Below are 19,391 nucleotides of genomic sequence, written 5' to 3'. Positions count from 1 at the left end.
CACGATTAAGTGGGCTTTAAATTATTCTATATATGTAATGTAAATAGGTTTAAAGTGATCTCGCTTTCGCGAAAGCGGAACCTCTATCCTACGCTATCTAAGCATCTAACTTAGCCCATGTATCACGCAATGTAACGGTACGGTTAAAGACCATTTTATCATCTGTGGTGTCAGGATCTACGCAAAAGTACCCCATACGCTGAAACTGCACTGTTTCTCCTATAGAAAGGTTTTTCATTGCAGGCTCTGCCATAGCAGTGATCACCTCTAGAGAATCTGGATTAACAAATTCCATGAAGTCCTTTTCTTTATCTGTGTCTGGAGATGGTACGGTAAATAGGCGGTCATACAGTCTCACCTCTACTGGTAGGGCTTGTGCAGCACTTACCCAGTGTAATGTTCCTTTTATCTTGCGCATACTTGCTTCTGTACCGCTTCCACTCCTAGAATCTGGATCGTAAGTAGCATGAATCTCTGTAATATTACCGTCTTCATCTTTGATACAACCTTCACCTTTTATGATGTATGCATTTTTAAGACGTACTTCTTTACCATTCTTTAAACGGAAAAATTTCTTGTTAGCTTCTTCTCTGTAATCTTCACGTTCTATGAAGATCTCTCTAGAAAAAGGAACTTCTCTAAAACCTCTAGACTCATCTTCCTGACTATTTTCTGCCTGAAGCATTTCTACTTGATCTTCTGGATAGTTAGTAATAACAACTTTAATAGGATCTAGAACACACATCACACGGTCTGCGACTTTATTAAGATCATCTCGCAAGTGAAATTCTAGGTGATTCATGTCTACCAGATTATCACGTTTACCTATTCCTATAGACTCAGCAAAATTCTTAATAGATGCAGCGGTATAACCACGACGTCTTAAACCAGAAATAGTAGTCATGCGTGGGTCATCCCAGCCTGTAACAATATTTTGTTCTACTAGTTTTTGCAATTTACGTTTACTAGTAACAGTATGAGAAATGTTTCTACGTGCAAATTCACGTTGTTTAGGGCGTACTTTATCAGTATCTACTATTTGATCTAAGAACCAATTATAAAGCTCTCTATGAGGTTTAAATTCTAGTGTACAAAAAGAGTGAGAAATTTGTTCCATGTAATCACTTTCTCCATGAGTCCAGTCGTACATAGGATAGATTTTCCATGTATCACCGGTTCTATGATGATCGCGATTTACTACACGGTACATGATAGGATCACGCATGAGCATGTTGTTGGATTTCATATCGATTTTGGCACGTAGGATATGTTCACCTTCACCGAAATCTCCATTTTTCATTCCTTCAAAAAGAGTCAAATTCTCTTCTACCGATCTATTGCGGTAAGGTCCATCTACTCCAGGTTCTGTAGGAGTTCCTTTTTGAGCAGCCATTTCTTCACTAGATTGTGAATCTACATAGGCTTTTCCTTCTTTAATAAGTTGAATTGCCCAGTCATAAAGTTCTTGAAAATAATCTGATGCAAAACAAAGGTTATCCCATTTATAACCCAGCCATTCTACATCTTTCTTTATAGCATCTACGTATTTTGCTTCTTCCTTTGCAGGATTAGTATCATCAAAACGTAGATTTACTGGTTTATTAAACTTTTCTCCTAAACCAAAGTTTAAACATATAGCACTGGCGTGACCTATGTGCAGGTAACCATTAGGTTCTGGTGGAAAACGGAAACGTAATTTATCATTAGAGAGACCATTGTTTAAATCGTCTTCTATGATATCTTCTATAAAATTATTAGGCTTTTTCTCTTCGCTCATGATATTCTCTTTTACTAACACAAATTTACAGTTTATTTTACTCCTAACACTGTACGGCCTATCTTTGTTCTATGCATAAAATACAACTAGAAAACGTAAGGGTATATACCAACCATGGTTGCCTACATGAAGAGGACTTAATAGGTAGTGAATATCGTGTAGATTTAGAAATAACAGCAAACCTTTCTAAGAGTGCACAGTCAGATTTACTGGCAGATACAGTAGATTATGTATCACTGAATAAAATAATAGTAGAAGAAATGGCTATAAGGTCAGAACTTTTAGAGCATGTTGCACAGCGCATTCTTACTCGCATTTTTAAAGAAGAATCTCTAGTTCAAAATGCTGAAGTTAAGGTAGCTAAGATAAATCCACCTATAGGTGGTGATGTGCAAAGTGTAGTAATTATAATGAGTGAAGAGAGAAAATAACTTTTCAATTTTATCAATTTTAGATTTAATAAAGTAGGAATAGAGCAAATTATTGTTATTTTTGCCATCCATTATGGTACCATGGCCGAGCGGCTAGGCATGGGTCTGCAAAACCTAGTACAGCGGTTCGAATCCGCTTGGTACCTCTTAAATCCTCAATCTTCACTGATTGGGGATTTTTAAGTTTTAAGGCTGTGGATAATCTTTGTCTGCGTCTATTACAGGCATTACCTTTTCATTGAACTCTTCCATACCTTCTAGATCTGGATCTATAGGCTCTACTTGTTCTGGTAAGATGTGAAATTGATTCTCAATATTTTCTGTGGCACTAGGAAAAACACCTTTAAAAATTAAAACCGCTCCACTTATAAACATAATTACGGCGATTAAACGCTTTAACCAGAATATTCTAGAAGGAGTTAAATAACGGTTTAAACTCTTAGCAAGTATGATTTTACCTATATCAACAACAAAATAAGTAAGTAAAACGGTAGAGAAAAATATAGTTATACGCTCTCCATCATTTTCTAATTGCGGACTAAAAACTACGATCAATCCTAACCAAAAACCTAGTACACCTATGTTTATAAAATTGAGTAGAAAACCCTTTATAAATAAAGCGATGTAATTTTTCTTTTGAACTATGAGAACCTTAGTATCAACTTCTTTTAAATAGGATTTATCGGTCTTAACAAAGGATACAATACCATAAATACAGAGTATACTACCGCCAAATATGAATAGTCCTGGGTCATCTTTTAATTTTTCAAGAATACTAGAAGTCATAAAATATGCCGCTAGTAGAAAAATAATATCTGCAATGAGAACACCTGCATCTAATGCAATAGCCGCCCTAAATCCTTTTATAGCACTAGTTTCAAGTAGAGCAAAGAAAACAGGTCCTATAAGAAAAGCCATAACAAGGCCTAATGGAATGGCCTTTAATATATCGTCAAGCATTCAGAATTGTGTTGAACCTCAAAGGTAGGAAAACACATAGGGATTTCAAATACAGAACTTGAAATGTTATTTATATGCTTTAGGAATTATATTGAAGCCTTAGAACGCTTTTAATAATTTTAATTAATCATTATCAACGATCTTAATTCTACCACCGAATAGAGTTTTTTTCTTCACATCTTTAGGGTTACCATAAACCACAACATCACCACCAGCTCTAACATTTATATCCACAGATTGTGTTGCAAAGATCTCTACTTCACCACCGGCCTGTACTTTTACTTTAGAATAATCAGATTTAAGTTTTTCGTTTTCTACTTTTCCACCGGTGTTAACAACTAGAATTTGATCTTCTACCTGACCGCTTAATCTTACAATACCGCCAGTAACCGCTCTTACATCAAGATTCTTAACAGTTAATCCTGCTGTTACCATAGCACCTTCTTGTACTTTTATTTCTAATCTGTCCTGTTCAATTAATTCATTAGATAAAACTCTAGCGCCTTCATTTGCGTCGATTATATCTAATTCTTTGTAGTATACATGTACAAACGTTTTTGTACCGTCAAAAGTCTTCTCTGAGCGCATACGGACTTTTAATAATCCATTTTTTTGAACGTACTCGACGTCATCTGCATCTTTTCCAGAAATGATGATCTTATTTTCTGATGATTTTACCAGATTAACTGTGACTAGATCAAAAACTTTAATGGTATCAAAATCTGAGATGGTCATTTCAATTGGGTTTTGTGCTATAGAAAAGGCACAAAAAAGTATAGTTACTATAGATAATAATCGATTCATGATAAGAGTATTTTTATAAAGACTTTATTTATTAGGTGATGTTACAGTCCACGATAGGTTAAACATGAAAAAACGATGCTTATTGCTAAACATCGTCTTTTACTAACCAACCAAAAAACTTTATGAAAATTACTACTAATAACCTTCTCTATATATTATTCAAATCGTGTGCCAAAGTAGGATAACAGCATATAATGATACGTTAAGAAAACATCTTAAACGAAGAAATCCTAAGTATCAAAGACGACAACTTAGGATTCCCTACTAACCAACCAAAAAACTATACTAATGTTTCAATTTACTTCTCAAAAACCTTACAATTGAGAAGCTTTATAAAAATGAAACTATTATGAAAAATTGAATTAAAGTTTCTCACGCTCTAATTACAGTACAAATATCTAGCTATACCATTAATAAATTAAAAATGAATATTTTATAATTCTAATTATAGATAATATGTATAATAAATACGTTGTATTACATAAAAAGAGCATTTTATTGCTTTATAAATTTGAAATCAATATGTAAACTATCATTAGAAACTAGCGCTTTAAGTGTATCATTTTTATAAGAATACCTAATATGTGTAGGAAATTCATTCTCTAAGTTAACCGCTGTAAAGCTATTTACAGTAGTGTCTTCAATATTAAAAATAGTAGGTTCTTCATTAACTCCAGTAACTATTAGAACCCATGAAGATTCTTTTCCTTTAGATAATTTACTTAAAGGTTTTATGGATAAAAATTCTTCAAATACCGTATCTTTTTTATGAAGAGTAAAACCATGTCCGTTGTAATTACCATTAATAGTTGGTATCCATTTTTCATATGTTTTATTCTCTCCTGCTTCTTCTACTCTACTCCATGATCCTGATAACCATGAAAAATTTGTGGTATCCCCAGTCTCATTTTTACAAGACAGAAATAATAATGCTACAACTATTAATAAAATACTTTTCATGATCGGACCTATTTATAATTTGAATTTAAGGTATAAAAAAACGATCCATTTTATAAAAAATGGATCGTTTATAATTTAAAATAGAATAGTTTATTTTTCTACTGCTTCTCTACTACCTATCATCCAGAAATCTAGATGTTTCTTAACAAGGTCTGCATTTTTTACTTTTACATAAACCTCGTCACCTAGCGTATAAGTGTTCTTAGTCTTGCGACCTACAACAGCAAACTCTTCTTCTACATATTCATAACTATCGTCATCTAGGTCTCCTAGTCTTATCATTCCTTCACACTTGTTAGAAATGATTTCTACATAAATACCCCAATCAGTAACCCCAGAAATCACACCTAAGAACTCTTCGTCAGAGTGATCTTTCATAAATTTAACTTGCATGTATTTAATAGAATCACGCTCTGCCTTAGAGGCTAGAATTTCCATTTCTGAAGAGTGTTCTGACTTTTCTTCATATAATTCTTCACTTACTGTTTTACCACCATCTAGGTAATGCTGTAATAATCTATGCACCATAACATCAGGATAACGACGTATAGGGCTAGTAAAATGAGAATAATAATCAAACGATAGACCATAATGACCTATGTTATTTGTAGAGTAAACAGCCTTAGACATGGTTCTTATCGCAAGCGTGTCTACCATATTTTGCTCTTTATTTCCTTTTACATCACTTAATAACTTATTAAGCGACTTAGTAACCGTTTTACGATCTCTTAAATCTAGAGTATGGCCAAATTTTACAACTATATTCTTAAGTGCTCCTAATTTCTCATCATTAGGCTCATCATGAATACGGTAAATAAATGTCTTTTTAGGTTGTTGTTTACCTATAAAACCAGCCACCTTTCTATTAGCCAGTAACATGAATTCTTCTATAAGTTTATTAGCATCCTTAGATGTTTTAAAATAAACTCCTACAGGTTCTGACTTATCATTAAGATTAAATTTCACCTCTGTTTTATCAAAACTTAAAGCTCCATCTTCCATACGCTGTCCACGCATGATCTTAGCTAGTTCATCTAACTTTAAAGTAGCTTCTACTATTGCAGGCTGTATGGTTGTTTGCTTTCGCGAAAGCGAGATATCACCAGGAATCACTCCATTTCTAGTTTCTATGATATGTTGTGCTTCTTCATAAGCAAATCGCTGGTCAGAGTGTATTACTGTACGACCGAACCACTCGTCATGAATCTTACTAGAATTATCCATTTCAAAAACGGCAGAAAAACACAATTTATCTTCATGTGGATTTAAAGAACACACACCATTAGAAAGTACTTCAGGTAACATAGGCACTACTCTATCTACAAGATATACAGACGTCGCACGTTCATAAGCCTCGTCATCAAGAACAGTTCCTTCTTTTACATAATGAGAAACGTCTGCAATGTGAATACCTACTTCATAATTACCATTTTCTAGAACCTTAAATGATAATGCATCATCAAAATCCTTTGCGTCTGCAGGATCTATGGTATAAGTAAGCGTGTCACGCATGTCACGACGCTTTTCTATTTCTTGAGAAGATATAGATTTATCCAGTTTTTCTGTGTATTCCTCCACCTCTGCAGGGAATTCATAAGGAAGACCGTATTGAGCAAGAATGGCATGTATTTCTGTATCATGTTCTCCAGGTTCTCCTAGAATATCCTTAACTCTACCGTTAGGAGAATCTTGTTTATCATTCCATTCTACAAATTCTACTAGAACGACCTGTCCATCTTTTGCTCCATTAATCTCTCGACCTGGAATAAAGAAATCTGTTTGAATCTTAGGATCTGTAACGTTTACAAAAGCAAATTTTTCATGCACCTGTATCTCACCTACAAATTCAGTTTTCTTACGTTTAATAACCTTAGTTATCTCACCTTCTGGCTGTGAGCCTCGTTTTCTATTATAAACATACACTTCTACCTCATCACCATTAAGCGCCTGGCCTAGTGATCTTTTAGGTATCATGATATCTTCTTCTAGTTCTTCGGTAATTACATAACCGGTACCACGTGTACTTACATCTATTCTACCAGTGTAATAGTCGATAGCCTTGATAATTTTAAATTTACCACGGTCTATCTCTTCTATCTTTCCTTTAGATTTGAGTTGGTGTAATTTTTTTATAACCTGATTGCGGCCACTAGAATCTGATATTCCTAGGTGTGCACAAATTTGCTTGTAATTGTAACTTTTATTCGGATCTTGCTTAATAGCACTGAGTACCGACTGACTCAAATTCTGAAACTTAGTCTTTGAGCTTCTTTTTTTCTTTTTATTCATATTACTTACAAAGTTAAACTTTTAAAGTTGCTGTATATTAAATACGTGTGAAAACCAGTAATATAACCCTCTAGATAACATTCATTAACATTAAATTAAGAAATAAAGTTATCTTTGTACAACTATTTCTTCATAGAAATCGTTAAAGCTGTCATATGCGTGTAAAAAAACCACTCTTATCTACATTGATTTTTGCAGGAATTCTTCTTGTCGGGATAGTGGTACTATACATTTTAGTTTCTAAAGCGCTAGACACTACTACAGATGTTACTAATGATGGTAACCATACTAAGACTATTAAAGTAGAGGCTACCGTTTAACTACCTACTGTAATAAACCACTCGTTTTACCTTATTCCTTTTTAAAAATTACACTTTTCTATTTTTAATAGAGAACAATTACTCTGTTTTCGTTTTTTAAACGATGCCCTATTTTATTTTAATTGAGAATACCATGAGCTTGTATAACTCCTTCTTTGTTTTTTAATATTTACTGTTATCAACACATATAAACAATATCATTTTTCTTTTTTAAAATTTAAATAAAATATGTTGCTTATTATATAGTGTTAATAGCGGTATAACTTTTTAAATAAAAATTAGGATTAGGTAGAAATGGTAACTTATCTACAGTTATACACATGTTATCCTAGCGTTAACTCATTGTAAAGTAAATTGATACTCATTAATGGTTATGGTTATTCACATTTGTTGACAACCGTTATCCACATATAAATGTAGAGAAAATGACCTCTTTTTCATTGTTTATTTCTCACCATATGGGTCTGAAAAGTCATTAGAAAATTGATGAGTTATATTTTGGTTTTCTCAATTAAAAGTGGGTATGGACTATTCAAATCAATATTCCTAATATAACTTTTGCAATTCTATTAACAGGTTATCCTTTGTTTATGAATAGTGTAAAACCATCGATGTTAATAACCCTAAAATACGGTTGAGTAAGTGTAAATTTGTATAACAAACACACAACACATGAAAATCTCAATAGGAAACGATCACGCAGGACCAGATTATAAACAAGCAGTAGTAAAAATGCTTAAAGAAAGAGGTCATGAAATTAATAATCACGGTACTGATACCTTTGATAGCGTAGATTACCCAGATTTTGCTCACAAAGTAGGTCAGGATGTTGATAAGGCCGTTACAGAAATAGGAATAGTTATTTGCGGTAGTGCACAAGGTGTCTCTATGACTGTTAATAAGTACCAGAATGTACGTGGTGCAGTATGCTGGACTAAGGAAATAGCTGGACTAGCACGTGAGCATAATAATGCAAATGTTATTTGTATTCCAGCACGTTTCACTTCTATACCACAAGTAATTGCTATGGTAGAGACTTTTCTAGATACAGAATTTGCTGGTGGACGTCATGCTACTCGTGTTAACAAGATAGCTTGTTCATAAGTACGCTTTCGCGAAAGCGGAACATATAAAAGGTTCTATATGATGCTATTATCTGGTGGTTCTTTACAAGATTATTTTATCCTTTTATTCTCAATTTTTATTTTACCTAGTGTACTGATTTATCTAATCGTTAGATATTTATTATTTAGTCATGTATTTATAAATTTGAGGAGTAAAAGAAAAAGATATTTTTTTAGTTTTATCTTTTATATTCTATCGTTAACATTCACATTTATACTCATATTTGTTTACATTTTTTATAATGAATCTTAATAAAAGACAACAGTATCTGGATTTAGGTAATCAATTACCTAATAAACATTTACACCTAGATTTTGATAATCATTGTTACTGGCGCATTGCGTTAGATAATACTTTGTTTGCAAGATGGAAAGATGTGGTACCAGCTCCTGCCTATAGAAATATAACAGAAGACCAACTGGATTATGTCATTCATTTATTAAAAAGCTATTTAAAAGATGAGCAATTATTAATGGAACATAATAGGATTTCATTAGCATATCGAGAGAAGAAATCATTGTAAATTTGATGTAGTAAAAAGATCAATATTTTTCTACTGCGGTAGTAAATAGACAATAAATTTAAATTAGGTGCAGGTTTCTTAATGATTCTCACCTGTGTGGAATTCATGAAAAAAGAAGCAAGTATTATTATCCACCAGTTAAGAACTGCGGTGCATCCAGAGAAAAAACTTATGGAAATATGGCGTGAGCTAGAGTTATATGAAGAAGATGAAAAAGAAGAAACTCTAGAAGACCTAGATACAAGACGTCAAGAATTAATGGCCGCTGGTGATGAAGAATTCGGTAACATGCTAGAAAAAATTATCACAGATATAAGAATAGGTATTAAACCACCACAACCTAAAAATGTTCCTAAACAATTTTAAATATGGAGGTTTTTATAAAATCATTTAATGATTATTCTACCCTAGAACTATATAACGTCATGCAATTACGGTCTGAAGTGTTTGTGGTAGAACAAGATTGTGTCTATCAAGATCTAGATGGTAAGGATAAAGAAGCCATGCATATTTTAGGGTATAAAGATCAAGAACTTGCTGCATATACACGCATCTTTAAACCTGGTGATTATTTTGAAAAAGCGAGTATAGGTCGTGTAGTAGTAAGTCCTAAAATGCGTGGTCTTGCTTATGGTCAGAAAATTATGACTGCCAGTATAGATTACTGTAAAGATCAAGGTTATCCTTCTATTCAAATATCTGCACAATGTTATTTACATAAGTTTTATACCGATTTAGGTTTTACCACTATAGGTGAAAAGTATCTAGAAGATGGTATACCTCATCAGGGTATGGTTTTAGATTTTTAATAATGTCACAAACTAATATTAGTTCACAATTTCCATTTTTTAATAAGACTCTAATAGACTTATTAAACAAAGAATGTGAAATTATTACTGTACCTACACAACAAGAAATACTGCGCAAGGGTCAGTATGTAAAAGTAATTCCAGTTGTTTTAAATGGTCTATTGCGTGTGTATACAACGCATGAAGATAAAGAACTGTTACTCTATCACATTAAATCTAGTGAGAGTTGTGTAATGTCATTTGCTGCAGGAATTAAGAACGGTACTAGTGAGATTTATGCACAGACTCTAGAAGAGACTGAAATTCTTCTATTACCAGCGCAAAGACTTAAAAAATGGCTAGAGCAATATCCAGAGTTGAATGTCCTTTTTAATTTACAATATGAAATGCGCTATGCAGACTTATTGCATACCATAGAAAACATGGTATTTCATAAAATGGATCAGCGTGTTTTAAGTCTACTGCATGATAAAGCAACTCTATCTAATACAAATATTATAAAGATATCTCATCAAGCACTAGCCGACGATCTAGCAACTTCTAGAGAAGTAATAAGCCGTATTTTAAAGAAGTTAGAGAACGAGAATAAGCTTGTTCTATCACATCAATCTATTAAAATTTTATAGTTGTGACTTTAGTCACTTTTTATAACGAGCTACTAGACTACTATTGTACCTCAATTTAAAAAGGTATAAGTCATGAAAAAAAATCTAGGAACCATCGATAGAATAATCAGAATATTATTTGCAGTAGTAGTATCTGTTTTATTTTTTACTAATGTTGTTACAGGTACATTAGGCGTTATTTTATTAATAGTAGGTGGAGTTTTATTAGCCACTAGTTTTATGAACTTTTGTCCATTATACGCTGTTTTAGGCATTAATAGCTGTCCTATTAAAAAGTAATCTTATTACATATAAAAAAGCTCGTTTTGATAATTTTATCAAAACGAGCTTTTTATTTTTAGAAATCACTTAATCATCATGATGTCCATGACCGTGGTGACTTTTATTACCGAATGGTTTCCATATCACACCAGCACTAAATATAAATCCATCTGTTGGAGCATAGATTTCATTAAAAGTAGGTGCACCACCAGCATCTATAGTTACCGTAGGTGAATAACGACTTTGTCTTCTATCTGTCAGGTTTTCAAAATTCATGTATAGATTTCCCCAGTCAAAGTTTTTCATAACCAGTAGCCCCATTAATAAATAATCTCTAGATTCTGTCCCATCAAATAGTAGTTGCTTTCCTGTATAATAGGTTTCATAACCTATGCGCCATTTTTCATTTTCATACATAATAACACTACCAGCATTATGTTTTGCAGTTAATGGTTTTTCAGGATTTCCATCTAAGTAATTAAGTTGTGTATCGATTAAGGCATAGTTTAAGAACCATTTAAAGTCTTTGTAGGTAAACTTTATATTAGTTTCTGCACCGCGACTTAAAGTTAGATCACTAGCATTACTATACTCAAAACTACCTGGACTAGTTGCGCTAGAATTAAGTAGTAAACCATTATCAATAGCCGTTAAATAAAACAGTTGATTTATTGAAAAATTAATCTGATCTGTAATAGCAAATCCATAGTCAAAATCTAGATTCATCCCATAAGAAGTCTCAGCCACCAGTTCATTTTTATCGATCGCTAGTACGTTTTGAAAATTTAATCGCTCAGCATCTTCCGTAAAAATATCTGGAATTTTATATCCTAGACCACCACCTAGACGACTGGTAAATCTACCATCAGATTTAAATAAAAGGGAAGCTCTAGGTAAAATAAAAGAACCCCAATCTGTAGTAAAATCTGTGCGTAAACCTGTTTCTAGTATCCAGTTATCACTTAAATCGGTCACGTTATTAACAAATAATCCGGCAGTAAGATCTTTTTGATCTCTTTGATTGATTACCGCATCTTCATCAAAGTCCGACGTGTATAAATTACCACCAAAAATCCAGTCCGTTTTATCCGTATTAGTTTTATAATTAGCCTCTGTAAACGTATTCACCTGACTTCCTTTAAAGTCCATACTAGGTATCAATAGTTCTCTATTAAAATAAGCAACACTATTTTTAAATTGAAAACTAGAATGGTCTGTTAAATTAGTTTCCCAAACTGCTTGTGTACTGAATCTTCTAGAAATATTTTCTTCGGTATATGCATTGCTTTCATCATTGATAGCATCTAGATTACCACCTTTACGCTGGTCATAAGTACCATTAAGACCTAGCCATACCGTAGTTTTATCACTAGGGTAATAAAAAACTTTGGGATTAAGAGATACGGTACGTGCTTGTGGTAAATTAGAAAAATTATCTCCATCAGGATCGTATTCCTTTTGAGAGTTTGCACTACCATATAGAGTTACTCCCCATTTTTCTTTACGAGCGCTATAAAATATATTTCCTGTAATACCTAGTGCCTGAGTTCCTACCAGCATTAAATCCAGTTCTTTTTCTTCTTCTGGTCTCTTGGATTGCATGTTAACTAGTCCTGCGATAGCACCACCACCATAAAGAGTAGAAGAACTACCTTTTATAATTTCAAATTGAGCAATATCTAGCGGCGGTATTTGCATAATACTTAATCCGCCAGCAAAACCTCCATAAAGCGGGAAACCATCCTTTAAAAGCTGTGTATAACGTCCATCTAGACCTTGAATGCGTATAGACTGGTTAGCACTACTTTGTGAGGTCTGTTGCATTTGTATTCCAGTACTTTCTCGCAACATCATAGCGATATTTGTACTGTTCATAGCGGTCTTTTCTACCAGCTCCTCTCCTCCTATTAATTCTATACGTGTAGGTGTACGTTTAAAAGTACGAGAAGAACGAGTGGACTGTATGACGATCTCGTCCAGTTCACCTTCTACTTCATGAAGATTAAAATTATAGTTTAATTGATCTGGTATAACTGCTGTTATCGTTTTACTTTCATGTCCTATGTAAGAAACAGTAAGTTCATAAGTACCAACCGGTACATCTTTTATAATTCCTTTACCATTAATGTCAGACATTGCCCCTTTTTTAAGGGTTTTGATAATAGCATTTGCCCCTAGTAAAGGTTCATTATCTTCTTCTGATACAACGGTTATGTTGATATCATAGGTTGTTTTAGATTGCGCTTTCGCGAAAGCGTAACACAGCAACAACACACTGCATAAAATGAGTTTTTTCATGTAATAAGTTTAAATAGTCTAAAAAAATGGAGCATAATACTCCCAATAAATTCTAGCTATTTAATTGTGGTGGCTGTAGAATAGAGCCATCATATCCATCATAAAATGGATTGATATAAGAAGAAATTTGTGAATTGATTTCAGGAATATCGGTCAATTCCTGCGTTTCAAAAAGGTAAGTTATTACGTGTACAGAGCAGCAATTGCACTGACAGAATGGTGAGCAATCATCTTCATCTTCATGATCATGATCTTGTTGATTATCAAAACCTCCAGTATCTACAACTTGTTCTACCTCATCATGAGACTGGCCTTCTACATCATTACATGGCATGATGTTGAGTCCCAAGAAGTAAAACGAAAAAAGGAATAGTATGAATTTCACGCGGTAAAGATAAGGATGGTCATTTGATTACTGAAACTTCTTTATCCCTAAACTTATAAAGTGAATCAAATAGAATATTATAAAACTAAGAGTTGGAATCACAAAAAAATAATGACCCATAATCTCTGGATAAGCATCTAACTTATAAATTAGTGGACTTAAAAGCAGTAAAAATGCTGTTATTTCCAATAGGACTTTTGTTGCGCAGCCTAATTTTATAAAAGTGAATAAACAACTAATAAATCCAACTGAACCGAGAACTGCAAACGTAAAATCTAGGCTTGAATCTGGATTAAATGGTACAAAAATTAACCATAAAATAAACGGTACAGGAATCATACTACCCATTAAAAAGATGCAGCAGTAAGATGCTAAGGCTATTATTTTGAAGTAAATTTTCAGTTTTAAATAGTAATTTATTCAACGCAAATATGCGGCAAATAAGGTTTTTATTCACCGCAAAATATGTTATCTAAATTTTAAAAAGCTTCTAATAATACTTCTTCTTTAACCAGAAAGCTACTCTAACTAGTAATATTAATGCTGGAACTTCTACTAGAGGCCCGATCACACCAGTAAATGCCTGACCAGAATTGAGTCCAAAAACAGCAATAGAAACAGCAATAGCAAGTTCAAAGTTATTACCTGCTGCGGTAAACGCTATGGCTGCATTTTCACTATAACTAGCACCGCGGTATTTACTAATAAAGAAACCTATCAAGAACATGACTATAAAGTAGATCATTAATGGAACAGCTATTAATAGTACGTCAAATGGTATTTGAACAATCAACTCGCCTTTTAATGAAAACATTAAAATGATGGTAAGCAATAATGCGATTAAGGTAATAGGTGAAATAGCTGGTATATATACATTTTCATACCAGTCTTTTCCTTTGGCTTTTACTAAAAAATAACGGCTTAGTACACCCATAAGAAACGGAATACCTAGGTAAATAGCAACACTCTCTGCAATGGTAGGTATTGAAATATCTACTATCGCACCATCAAAACCGAAATAAGGTGGCAATACGGTTATAAACAACCAGGCATAAAAGGAATAGGCAAATACTTGAAAAACGCTGTTTAAAGCTACTAATCCTGCTCCATACTCTGGAGAACCGTCTGCAAGATCATTCCATACCAGTACCATCGCTATACATCGCGCTAAACCTATTAAAATAAGACCTACCATATATTCTGGATAGTCATGCAAGAAGACTAATGCGAGTACAAACATTAAGACTGGACCTATAATCCAGTTGAGTAATAAAGAGATGCTTAGAACTTTAGTATTCTTAAATACTTTAGGCAACAATTTATAGTCTGCCTTTGCGAGTGGCGGATACATCATTAAGATGAGTCCTATCGCAATAGGAATATTAGTTGTTCCAGAACTCATAGAGTCTATAGAGCTCGCAATATCAGGAATGGCATATCCTAAACCTACTCCTATGGCCATGGCTAGAAAAATCCAAAGCGTTAAATACTGATTAAGAAAGCTTAATTTTTTAGCACTCATAACTTTACTTTATTTGAGAGAATACATATTTTAATTCTGTAGCAATCTCTAGACTTTTTAATCTATAGACTTCATCCTGTTGTGGTGTACCGTCAGAGTTTTTAGGATCTTCATAAGTAACTGCTACTCGTTGATTTGCTCCAGGTATAAAAGGACATCCTTCATTTGCACTATCGCAAGTCATAATCGCTGCAAAATCACTTTCTGGATTATCGACATCATCATATACTTTAGAAAAACAAATTACAGGATCGCAATCCTCATCAAAGTATACTGCATACAAAGGATTTTTTCCTTCTTCAATAACCTCTATTTGAAAACCTTGATTTTTCATGGTTTCCACAATTTTAGGGAAAACTGCAGTAGCTTCTGTCCCACCAGAGTAGGCTTTCAAGTTTTCTATTTTATAAAAGTTAGCTAGCGTTTGTGCCCATATCTGGCCTAGGTGACTTCTACGAGAATTATGAGTACAGATAAAGTTGAGGTTAATAGACTCTTTTTGATCTACTTTCTGCTGTATATATCCGGTTAATTTATCAAGAATTTGCTTGCGTTCTTCTGCAATACTTGCCGTATCTAACGTATCGATAGTATTTTCTATGGTAGTAAATGTCATGACTATTTTTTATGAATTTAGCAACATCCAGAACCAGGTGCGCAAGAATTTTGAGCGTCTGTCTGTACATCTATTAGTTTTAATTTTGGTTTTTCTTGTGGTATACCGCAGGCGTCTTTTGCAAGGCAGTCAGTTAGCTTATTAGTTAGTAAAAATGATGTACCATTAAAATCTATACCATATTTACCTATGGTACCAGCCTGGTACTCTACCTCTATTTCTGCATCTGGTAACCCCAGTTTGTTTTGAGAAAGGTCGATAATAGAAACTAGTTTTTCTGGGTGAAGTCTGTGGTCATAATCATTTGCTTCCCATAACTGAAAGTTAATTACAGTTTCTAATCGCTCTGTACCACCGCAGTCTATAAAATGCTTAATTACTTTACCTACCTCTGTCACATGAAAATGTGATGGAACTAGGCTACCATCTGGTAGTTGAAAACTAATAGTTTCTTGGGCTGCGAGTACTGTTTTAAATTCTGATATTTTCATGTTTTTAATTTTTATCTATTGTAATATTACGATTAATAATAGTAAATTTTTTTTAGCAACAACTATCTATAGATTTAGTATCTAAATCTAGAATAGTAGAAAGCATATTTTTCATTAATAACCAGTTATCGTGATGGATACAATAACATACACTCGTACCATCTACATTACCTTTTATTAAACCTACTGTTTTTAATTCTTTTAAATGTTGTGATATTGTGGGTTGTGCAAGACCTATTTCATTTACTATATCACCACACACACAAGAATCTATGGAGAATAGATATTCTAAAATAGCTATTCTAGCAGGGTGCGCAAGAGCTTTGGCCATACGCGCCACTTGATTTTGATGCTCGGTAAATTTTTCGGTTTTAGTAACTCCCATAATATTAATCGTAAAATTACGATATAAAAACTAATTAGATATAATTTATATTAAAAATTTACTGTTCGTCTATCTTAGTAATATATAATTCTACCCTACGGTCTAACTTATCGATACCGCCCAATGGCTTAGTACGACCGAATCCCTTGTACTTCATTCTATCATAAGAGACACCACTTTTCTTAAGAATAAAAAAGATAGCCTTTGCTCTATCATGAGATAGATTAGACTTTTTTGTGTCTCGATTATAGGCATCTTTATATACAGGGTTGATACAACATACATGACCGTGTATTTCAAAATGTATGTCTTTACGTGCAACAAGAATTTCTGCAACACGATCTAGAAGCGGTTGTGATTCTTCTAGGACAGTAGATCTACCTTTGTAAAATAAGATGTTTTCTAACCTAATAACTTGACCTTTTTTAAGGTTTTTACTTAGTAGGGATTTAAAAGGTTCTTGTGTATTATCCACCGGCGGATCTAGATTTGTAGGTATATCTAGATACTCATCATCTATACTTTCTGTAGGTTCTACCGGTGCAGTTTCTTTTACTTTTTCTTGAGGTGTTGTTTTAGAATTCTTTGATACAGGAATGGCAACGGTGCTTTTTTCATCTTTTAAGACAGCCTTTACCACTTTCTTTTCATAGGTCTTTATCTCTACTGCCTCACTAGTAGTAAGATCACTTTTATTTAATTTCTTTATTTCTAGGCGTTGCGTTATACTTTCTTTAAGCGAGAATATAATATCTACCCTGCGGTTTTGAGCACGCTCATCTTCTATGGATAACTCTTCAGAGCCTTCTTCTAGAGCTACCTCTCCACGACCTTCTATGGTTTTAGAAATATGTTCTATAGTAATAGAATGTTCTTGTAACCATTTAGAAACGGTCTCTACACGTCTATTAGATAGATCTAGGTTATATTCATAAGAACCACGATCGTCGCAATAACCTAATATTTTTACATCTAGGAGCGGTTTATATAACAGGTCATCAAAGAAGGAATTGAGTTGTTTTCCTTCGGTAAATGGAAACTGATCTTTATCTAGATCAAAGTATACAGAATGTGTTTCTGTAAGTTGGGCTGTACTTACTAGGGCAAGGAATAAAAAAAATGGAGTTACTAGTTTTCTAAAATTCATTATTTGAGTATGCGATTGTATTTTCCCTCATCATTAAGGACTTCTATGGCTGCTCTTATTTCTGGATTGTATTTGATCTGGTAATTGTAAAGGCCTTCTTTATAGAAGTATCTCTTCACAATCTCGTCGGTAAGTAGACTTTTAATTTCGGCTTTTTTATCTACTACTTCTTTCTTTTTTGCTGTCTTGATGTTTTCTAGCATGATCTCATAAGAGTTCTTAATATCATCATCTAGTTCTTCATTTGCTGCTGTTTGGTACGCTTTCGCGAAAGCGGACTCTGTAACCGTCTCAAATTCAAAACCACGTTTTTCTATCCATGTTACAAACTCTTGAAAATCTGCATCTGTGAACTGAATCTCGTCCATAGAATTAAATTGATGCTTATAATAATACTCTGTAGCATAATCAAATATGGAATTTTCTTTAAGAAGTGCTGTTGTAATAGGTGAATACACTGCAGACTCTATATTAATGTCTGGTTCTACACCACCACCATCATAAACTGTACGGCCGCTGTTTACGGTCTTAAAGGCTTTATAATCTTCTTTTTTAGTTCGTACAGCATCTCCATTTTCATCACGATTCCAGTAGTCTAGTGCCTGTATGCAACGACCACTAGGTGTGTAATATCTAGAAATGGTAATCTTAACCTGTGTACCATAAGAAAGTGGTTTAGGACGTTGTACAAGTCCTTTACCAAAACTTCTTGCACCTATAACCACACCACGATCATAATCTTGTATACTACCACTTACTATCTCACTGGCACTGGCACTACGACCATTAATAAGTACGGCTACTTTCATACCTTCAAATTCTTCACTGCGCTTAGTAAGATATGTTCTATTATATTTAGAAACAACAGATTGTGTGCTGGTGATTAGTTTCCCTTTGGGAATAAAAAGGTTAGAAACATTTACAGCCTCACTTAATAATCCACCTGGATTACCTCTTAAATCAAGAATAACTTTAGTAGCACCTTTTTCTTTTAATTCTTTTATAGCAGCCTTAGTCTCTCTAGATGCTTTTTCATTAAACTTAGATAAGACCACATAGCCTATTTCTGGTGTTGCCATTTCATAAAACGGTACGGCATTTACCTCTACACCTTCTCTTTTAAGTGTTGTGGTTTTATTTTTTCCCTGGCGTGTGTAGGTAATACTAAGCTCTGTCCCGGCAGATCCTTTTAACAAATCACCAGCGTTTTCTTTATAATCTTTAATCTTTACACCATCTATTTCTATGATGTCATCACCTGCTTTAAGTCCAGCTTTATCTGCTGGATAGTCTTTCCAAGGCTCAATGATGGTAATTTTATCTTCTTTAGTACGCACGTTTGCACCTATACCGGTGTAAGAACCACGGCGGTTTATTTTTGATTTTTCTACCTCTTGCTCTGTCCAGTATACGGTATATGGATCTAGTCCTTCTAACATTCCTTCTATGGCATTATCCATAAGGTCTGCTGGATTTGTGTCATCCACATAGTTCATATTGAGTTGTTTATACATTTCTGTAAAAATCTCAATCTGCTTTGCGATTTCAAAAAAATCGTTTTGAAAACTAGCTGTAGTAAATAATAATCCAGCTGCAGCGATAGGTAGCAGGATCTGTCTTTTTATATTAATCTTTTGACTCATCTTCTTTATTTGTGGCTCA

General features: G+C 33.6%; 22 protein-coding genes and 1 tRNA gene. 10 read left to right on the top strand and 13 right to left on the bottom strand.

Features of this window, described 5'->3' with window-relative positions:
• Nucleotides 1–97: 97 nt before the first annotated feature.
• The gene (locus tag ACJJVN_RS12635; RefSeq protein ID WP_405370113.1) at nt 98–1,777 is read right to left on the bottom strand and encodes a glutamine--tRNA ligase/YqeY domain fusion protein; all 1,680 of its coding nucleotides are present in this window, start codon (nt 1,775–1,777) and stop codon (nt 98–100) included.
• A gap of 71 nt (nt 1,778–1,848) precedes the next feature.
• Here ACJJVN_RS12635 and folB point away from each other — a divergent pair, with 71 nt between their 5' ends.
• Both folB and ACJJVN_RS12625 read left to right on the top strand, forming a co-directional pair.
• Nucleotides 1,849–2,208: a dihydroneopterin aldolase gene (gene folB, locus ACJJVN_RS12630; RefSeq protein WP_104514221.1), complete on the top strand. Its 360-nt coding sequence runs from the start codon at nt 1,849–1,851 to the stop codon at nt 2,206–2,208.
• Between the two features lie 75 nt (nt 2,209–2,283).
• Nucleotides 2,284–2,354, top strand: a tRNA-Cys gene (locus tag ACJJVN_RS12625).
• 40 nt (nt 2,355–2,394) lie between these two features.
• Here the strand turns inward: ACJJVN_RS12625 and ACJJVN_RS12620 are convergent.
• The 4 genes from ACJJVN_RS12620 to rnr form a co-directional block, all read right to left on the bottom strand.
• On the bottom strand, nt 2,395–3,168 hold the full coding sequence (locus ACJJVN_RS12620; protein WP_405370114.1) for a LysE family translocator: 774 nt from the start codon (nt 3,166–3,168) through the stop codon (nt 2,395–2,397).
• Nucleotides 3,169–3,291: 123 nt separating this feature from the next.
• Nucleotides 3,292–3,972: a head GIN domain-containing protein gene (locus tag ACJJVN_RS12615; protein ID WP_104514219.1), complete on the bottom strand. Its 681-nt coding sequence runs from the start codon at nt 3,970–3,972 to the stop codon at nt 3,292–3,294.
• Nucleotides 3,973–4,467: 495 nt separating this feature from the next.
• Entirely contained in the window at nt 4,468–4,932 is a 465-nt protein-coding gene (locus ACJJVN_RS12610) for a DUF6265 family protein (protein WP_405378475.1), read from the bottom strand.
• A gap of 90 nt (nt 4,933–5,022) precedes the next feature.
• Complete coding sequence (rnr, locus tag ACJJVN_RS12605) at nt 5,023–7,221, bottom strand: ribonuclease R (protein WP_405378473.1); 2,199 nt, start codon at nt 7,219–7,221, stop codon at nt 5,023–5,025.
• A gap of 155 nt (nt 7,222–7,376) precedes the next feature.
• On the opposite strand from rnr, the gene ACJJVN_RS12600 reads away from it, so the two are divergent.
• The 7 genes from ACJJVN_RS12600 to ACJJVN_RS12570 all read left to right on the top strand — a co-directional run bounded on the left by ACJJVN_RS12600 (nt 7,377) and on the right by ACJJVN_RS12570 (nt 10,903).
• Nucleotides 7,377–7,541, top strand: a complete 165-nt coding sequence (locus ACJJVN_RS12600; protein ID WP_405378471.1) for a hypothetical protein — start codon at nt 7,377–7,379, stop codon at nt 7,539–7,541.
• Between the two features lie 672 nt (nt 7,542–8,213).
• Entirely contained in the window at nt 8,214–8,645 is a 432-nt protein-coding gene (locus tag ACJJVN_RS12595) for an RpiB/LacA/LacB family sugar-phosphate isomerase (RefSeq protein WP_405378469.1), read from the top strand.
• 262 nt (nt 8,646–8,907) lie between these two features.
• Nucleotides 8,908–9,189, top strand: a complete 282-nt coding sequence (locus tag ACJJVN_RS12590; RefSeq protein WP_104514215.1) for an acetyltransferase — start codon at nt 8,908–8,910, stop codon at nt 9,187–9,189.
• A 105-nt stretch (nt 9,190–9,294) separates the two neighbouring features.
• The gene (locus ACJJVN_RS12585) at nt 9,295–9,555 is read left to right on the top strand and encodes a hypothetical protein (protein ID WP_405378467.1); all 261 of its coding nucleotides are present in this window, start codon (nt 9,295–9,297) and stop codon (nt 9,553–9,555) included.
• A gap of 2 nt (nt 9,556–9,557) precedes the next feature.
• On the top strand, nt 9,558–9,998 hold the full coding sequence (locus tag ACJJVN_RS12580; RefSeq protein ID WP_405378465.1) for a GNAT family N-acetyltransferase: 441 nt from the start codon (nt 9,558–9,560) through the stop codon (nt 9,996–9,998).
• Nucleotides 9,999–10,000: 2 nt separating this feature from the next.
• The gene (locus tag ACJJVN_RS12575) at nt 10,001–10,624 is read left to right on the top strand and encodes a Crp/Fnr family transcriptional regulator (RefSeq protein WP_405378463.1); all 624 of its coding nucleotides are present in this window, start codon (nt 10,001–10,003) and stop codon (nt 10,622–10,624) included.
• Nucleotides 10,625–10,696: 72 nt separating this feature from the next.
• Nucleotides 10,697–10,903, top strand: a complete 207-nt coding sequence (locus ACJJVN_RS12570) for a DUF2892 domain-containing protein (protein WP_405370122.1) — start codon at nt 10,697–10,699, stop codon at nt 10,901–10,903.
• A gap of 69 nt (nt 10,904–10,972) precedes the next feature.
• Here ACJJVN_RS12570 and ACJJVN_RS12565 read toward each other — a convergent pair whose 3' ends face one another.
• Entirely contained in the window at nt 10,973–13,183 is a 2,211-nt protein-coding gene (locus ACJJVN_RS12565; RefSeq protein WP_405378461.1) for a TonB-dependent receptor, read from the bottom strand.
• A gap of 52 nt (nt 13,184–13,235) precedes the next feature.
• On the bottom strand, nt 13,236–13,568 hold the full coding sequence (locus ACJJVN_RS12560) for a DUF6660 family protein (RefSeq protein WP_405378459.1): 333 nt from the start codon (nt 13,566–13,568) through the stop codon (nt 13,236–13,238).
• Nucleotides 13,569–13,791: 223 nt separating this feature from the next.
• Between ACJJVN_RS12560 and ACJJVN_RS12555 the strand changes: the two genes are divergently transcribed.
• Nucleotides 13,792–13,935, top strand: coding sequence for a hypothetical protein (locus tag ACJJVN_RS12555; RefSeq protein WP_405378457.1), 144 nt, complete (start codon nt 13,792–13,794; stop codon nt 13,933–13,935).
• Between the two features lie 123 nt (nt 13,936–14,058).
• Here the strand turns inward: ACJJVN_RS12555 and arsB are convergent, their stop codons facing one another.
• Genes arsB through ACJJVN_RS12525 form a run of 6 tightly spaced genes read right to left on the bottom strand, consistent with a single transcriptional unit; the run spans nt 14,059 to nt 19,372 of the window.
• Nucleotides 14,059–15,090: an ACR3 family arsenite efflux transporter gene (gene arsB, locus ACJJVN_RS12550; protein ID WP_104514202.1), complete on the bottom strand. Its 1,032-nt coding sequence runs from the start codon at nt 15,088–15,090 to the stop codon at nt 14,059–14,061.
• A gap of 4 nt (nt 15,091–15,094) precedes the next feature.
• Nucleotides 15,095–15,706, bottom strand: coding sequence for a protein-tyrosine-phosphatase (locus ACJJVN_RS12545; protein ID WP_104514201.1), 612 nt, complete (start codon nt 15,704–15,706; stop codon nt 15,095–15,097).
• Nucleotides 15,707–15,723: 17 nt separating this feature from the next.
• A complete protein-coding gene (locus tag ACJJVN_RS12540; protein ID WP_405378455.1) occupies nt 15,724–16,197 on the bottom strand; it encodes a DUF6428 family protein in 474 nt (157 codons plus the stop codon).
• A 52-nt stretch (nt 16,198–16,249) separates the two neighbouring features.
• Nucleotides 16,250–16,582: an ArsR/SmtB family transcription factor gene (locus ACJJVN_RS12535; protein ID WP_405370126.1), complete on the bottom strand. Its 333-nt coding sequence runs from the start codon at nt 16,580–16,582 to the stop codon at nt 16,250–16,252.
• A 58-nt stretch (nt 16,583–16,640) separates the two neighbouring features.
• Nucleotides 16,641–17,729: an OmpA family protein gene (locus tag ACJJVN_RS12530; protein WP_405370127.1), complete on the bottom strand. Its 1,089-nt coding sequence runs from the start codon at nt 17,727–17,729 to the stop codon at nt 16,641–16,643.
• A complete protein-coding gene (locus tag ACJJVN_RS12525) occupies nt 17,729–19,372 on the bottom strand; it encodes a S41 family peptidase (protein ID WP_405378453.1) in 1,644 nt (547 codons plus the stop codon). The genes ACJJVN_RS12530 and ACJJVN_RS12525 overlap by 1 nt, the downstream gene beginning before the upstream one ends.
• Nucleotides 19,373–19,391 lie beyond the last annotated feature (19 nt).

The sequence above is a fragment of the Nonlabens sp. Asnod3-A02 genome, from assembly GCF_045063755.1.
Lineage (GTDB): Bacteria > Bacteroidota > Bacteroidia > Flavobacteriales > Flavobacteriaceae > Nonlabens > Nonlabens xylanidelens.
This window is presented reverse-complemented; position numbering and strand designations above follow the sequence as displayed.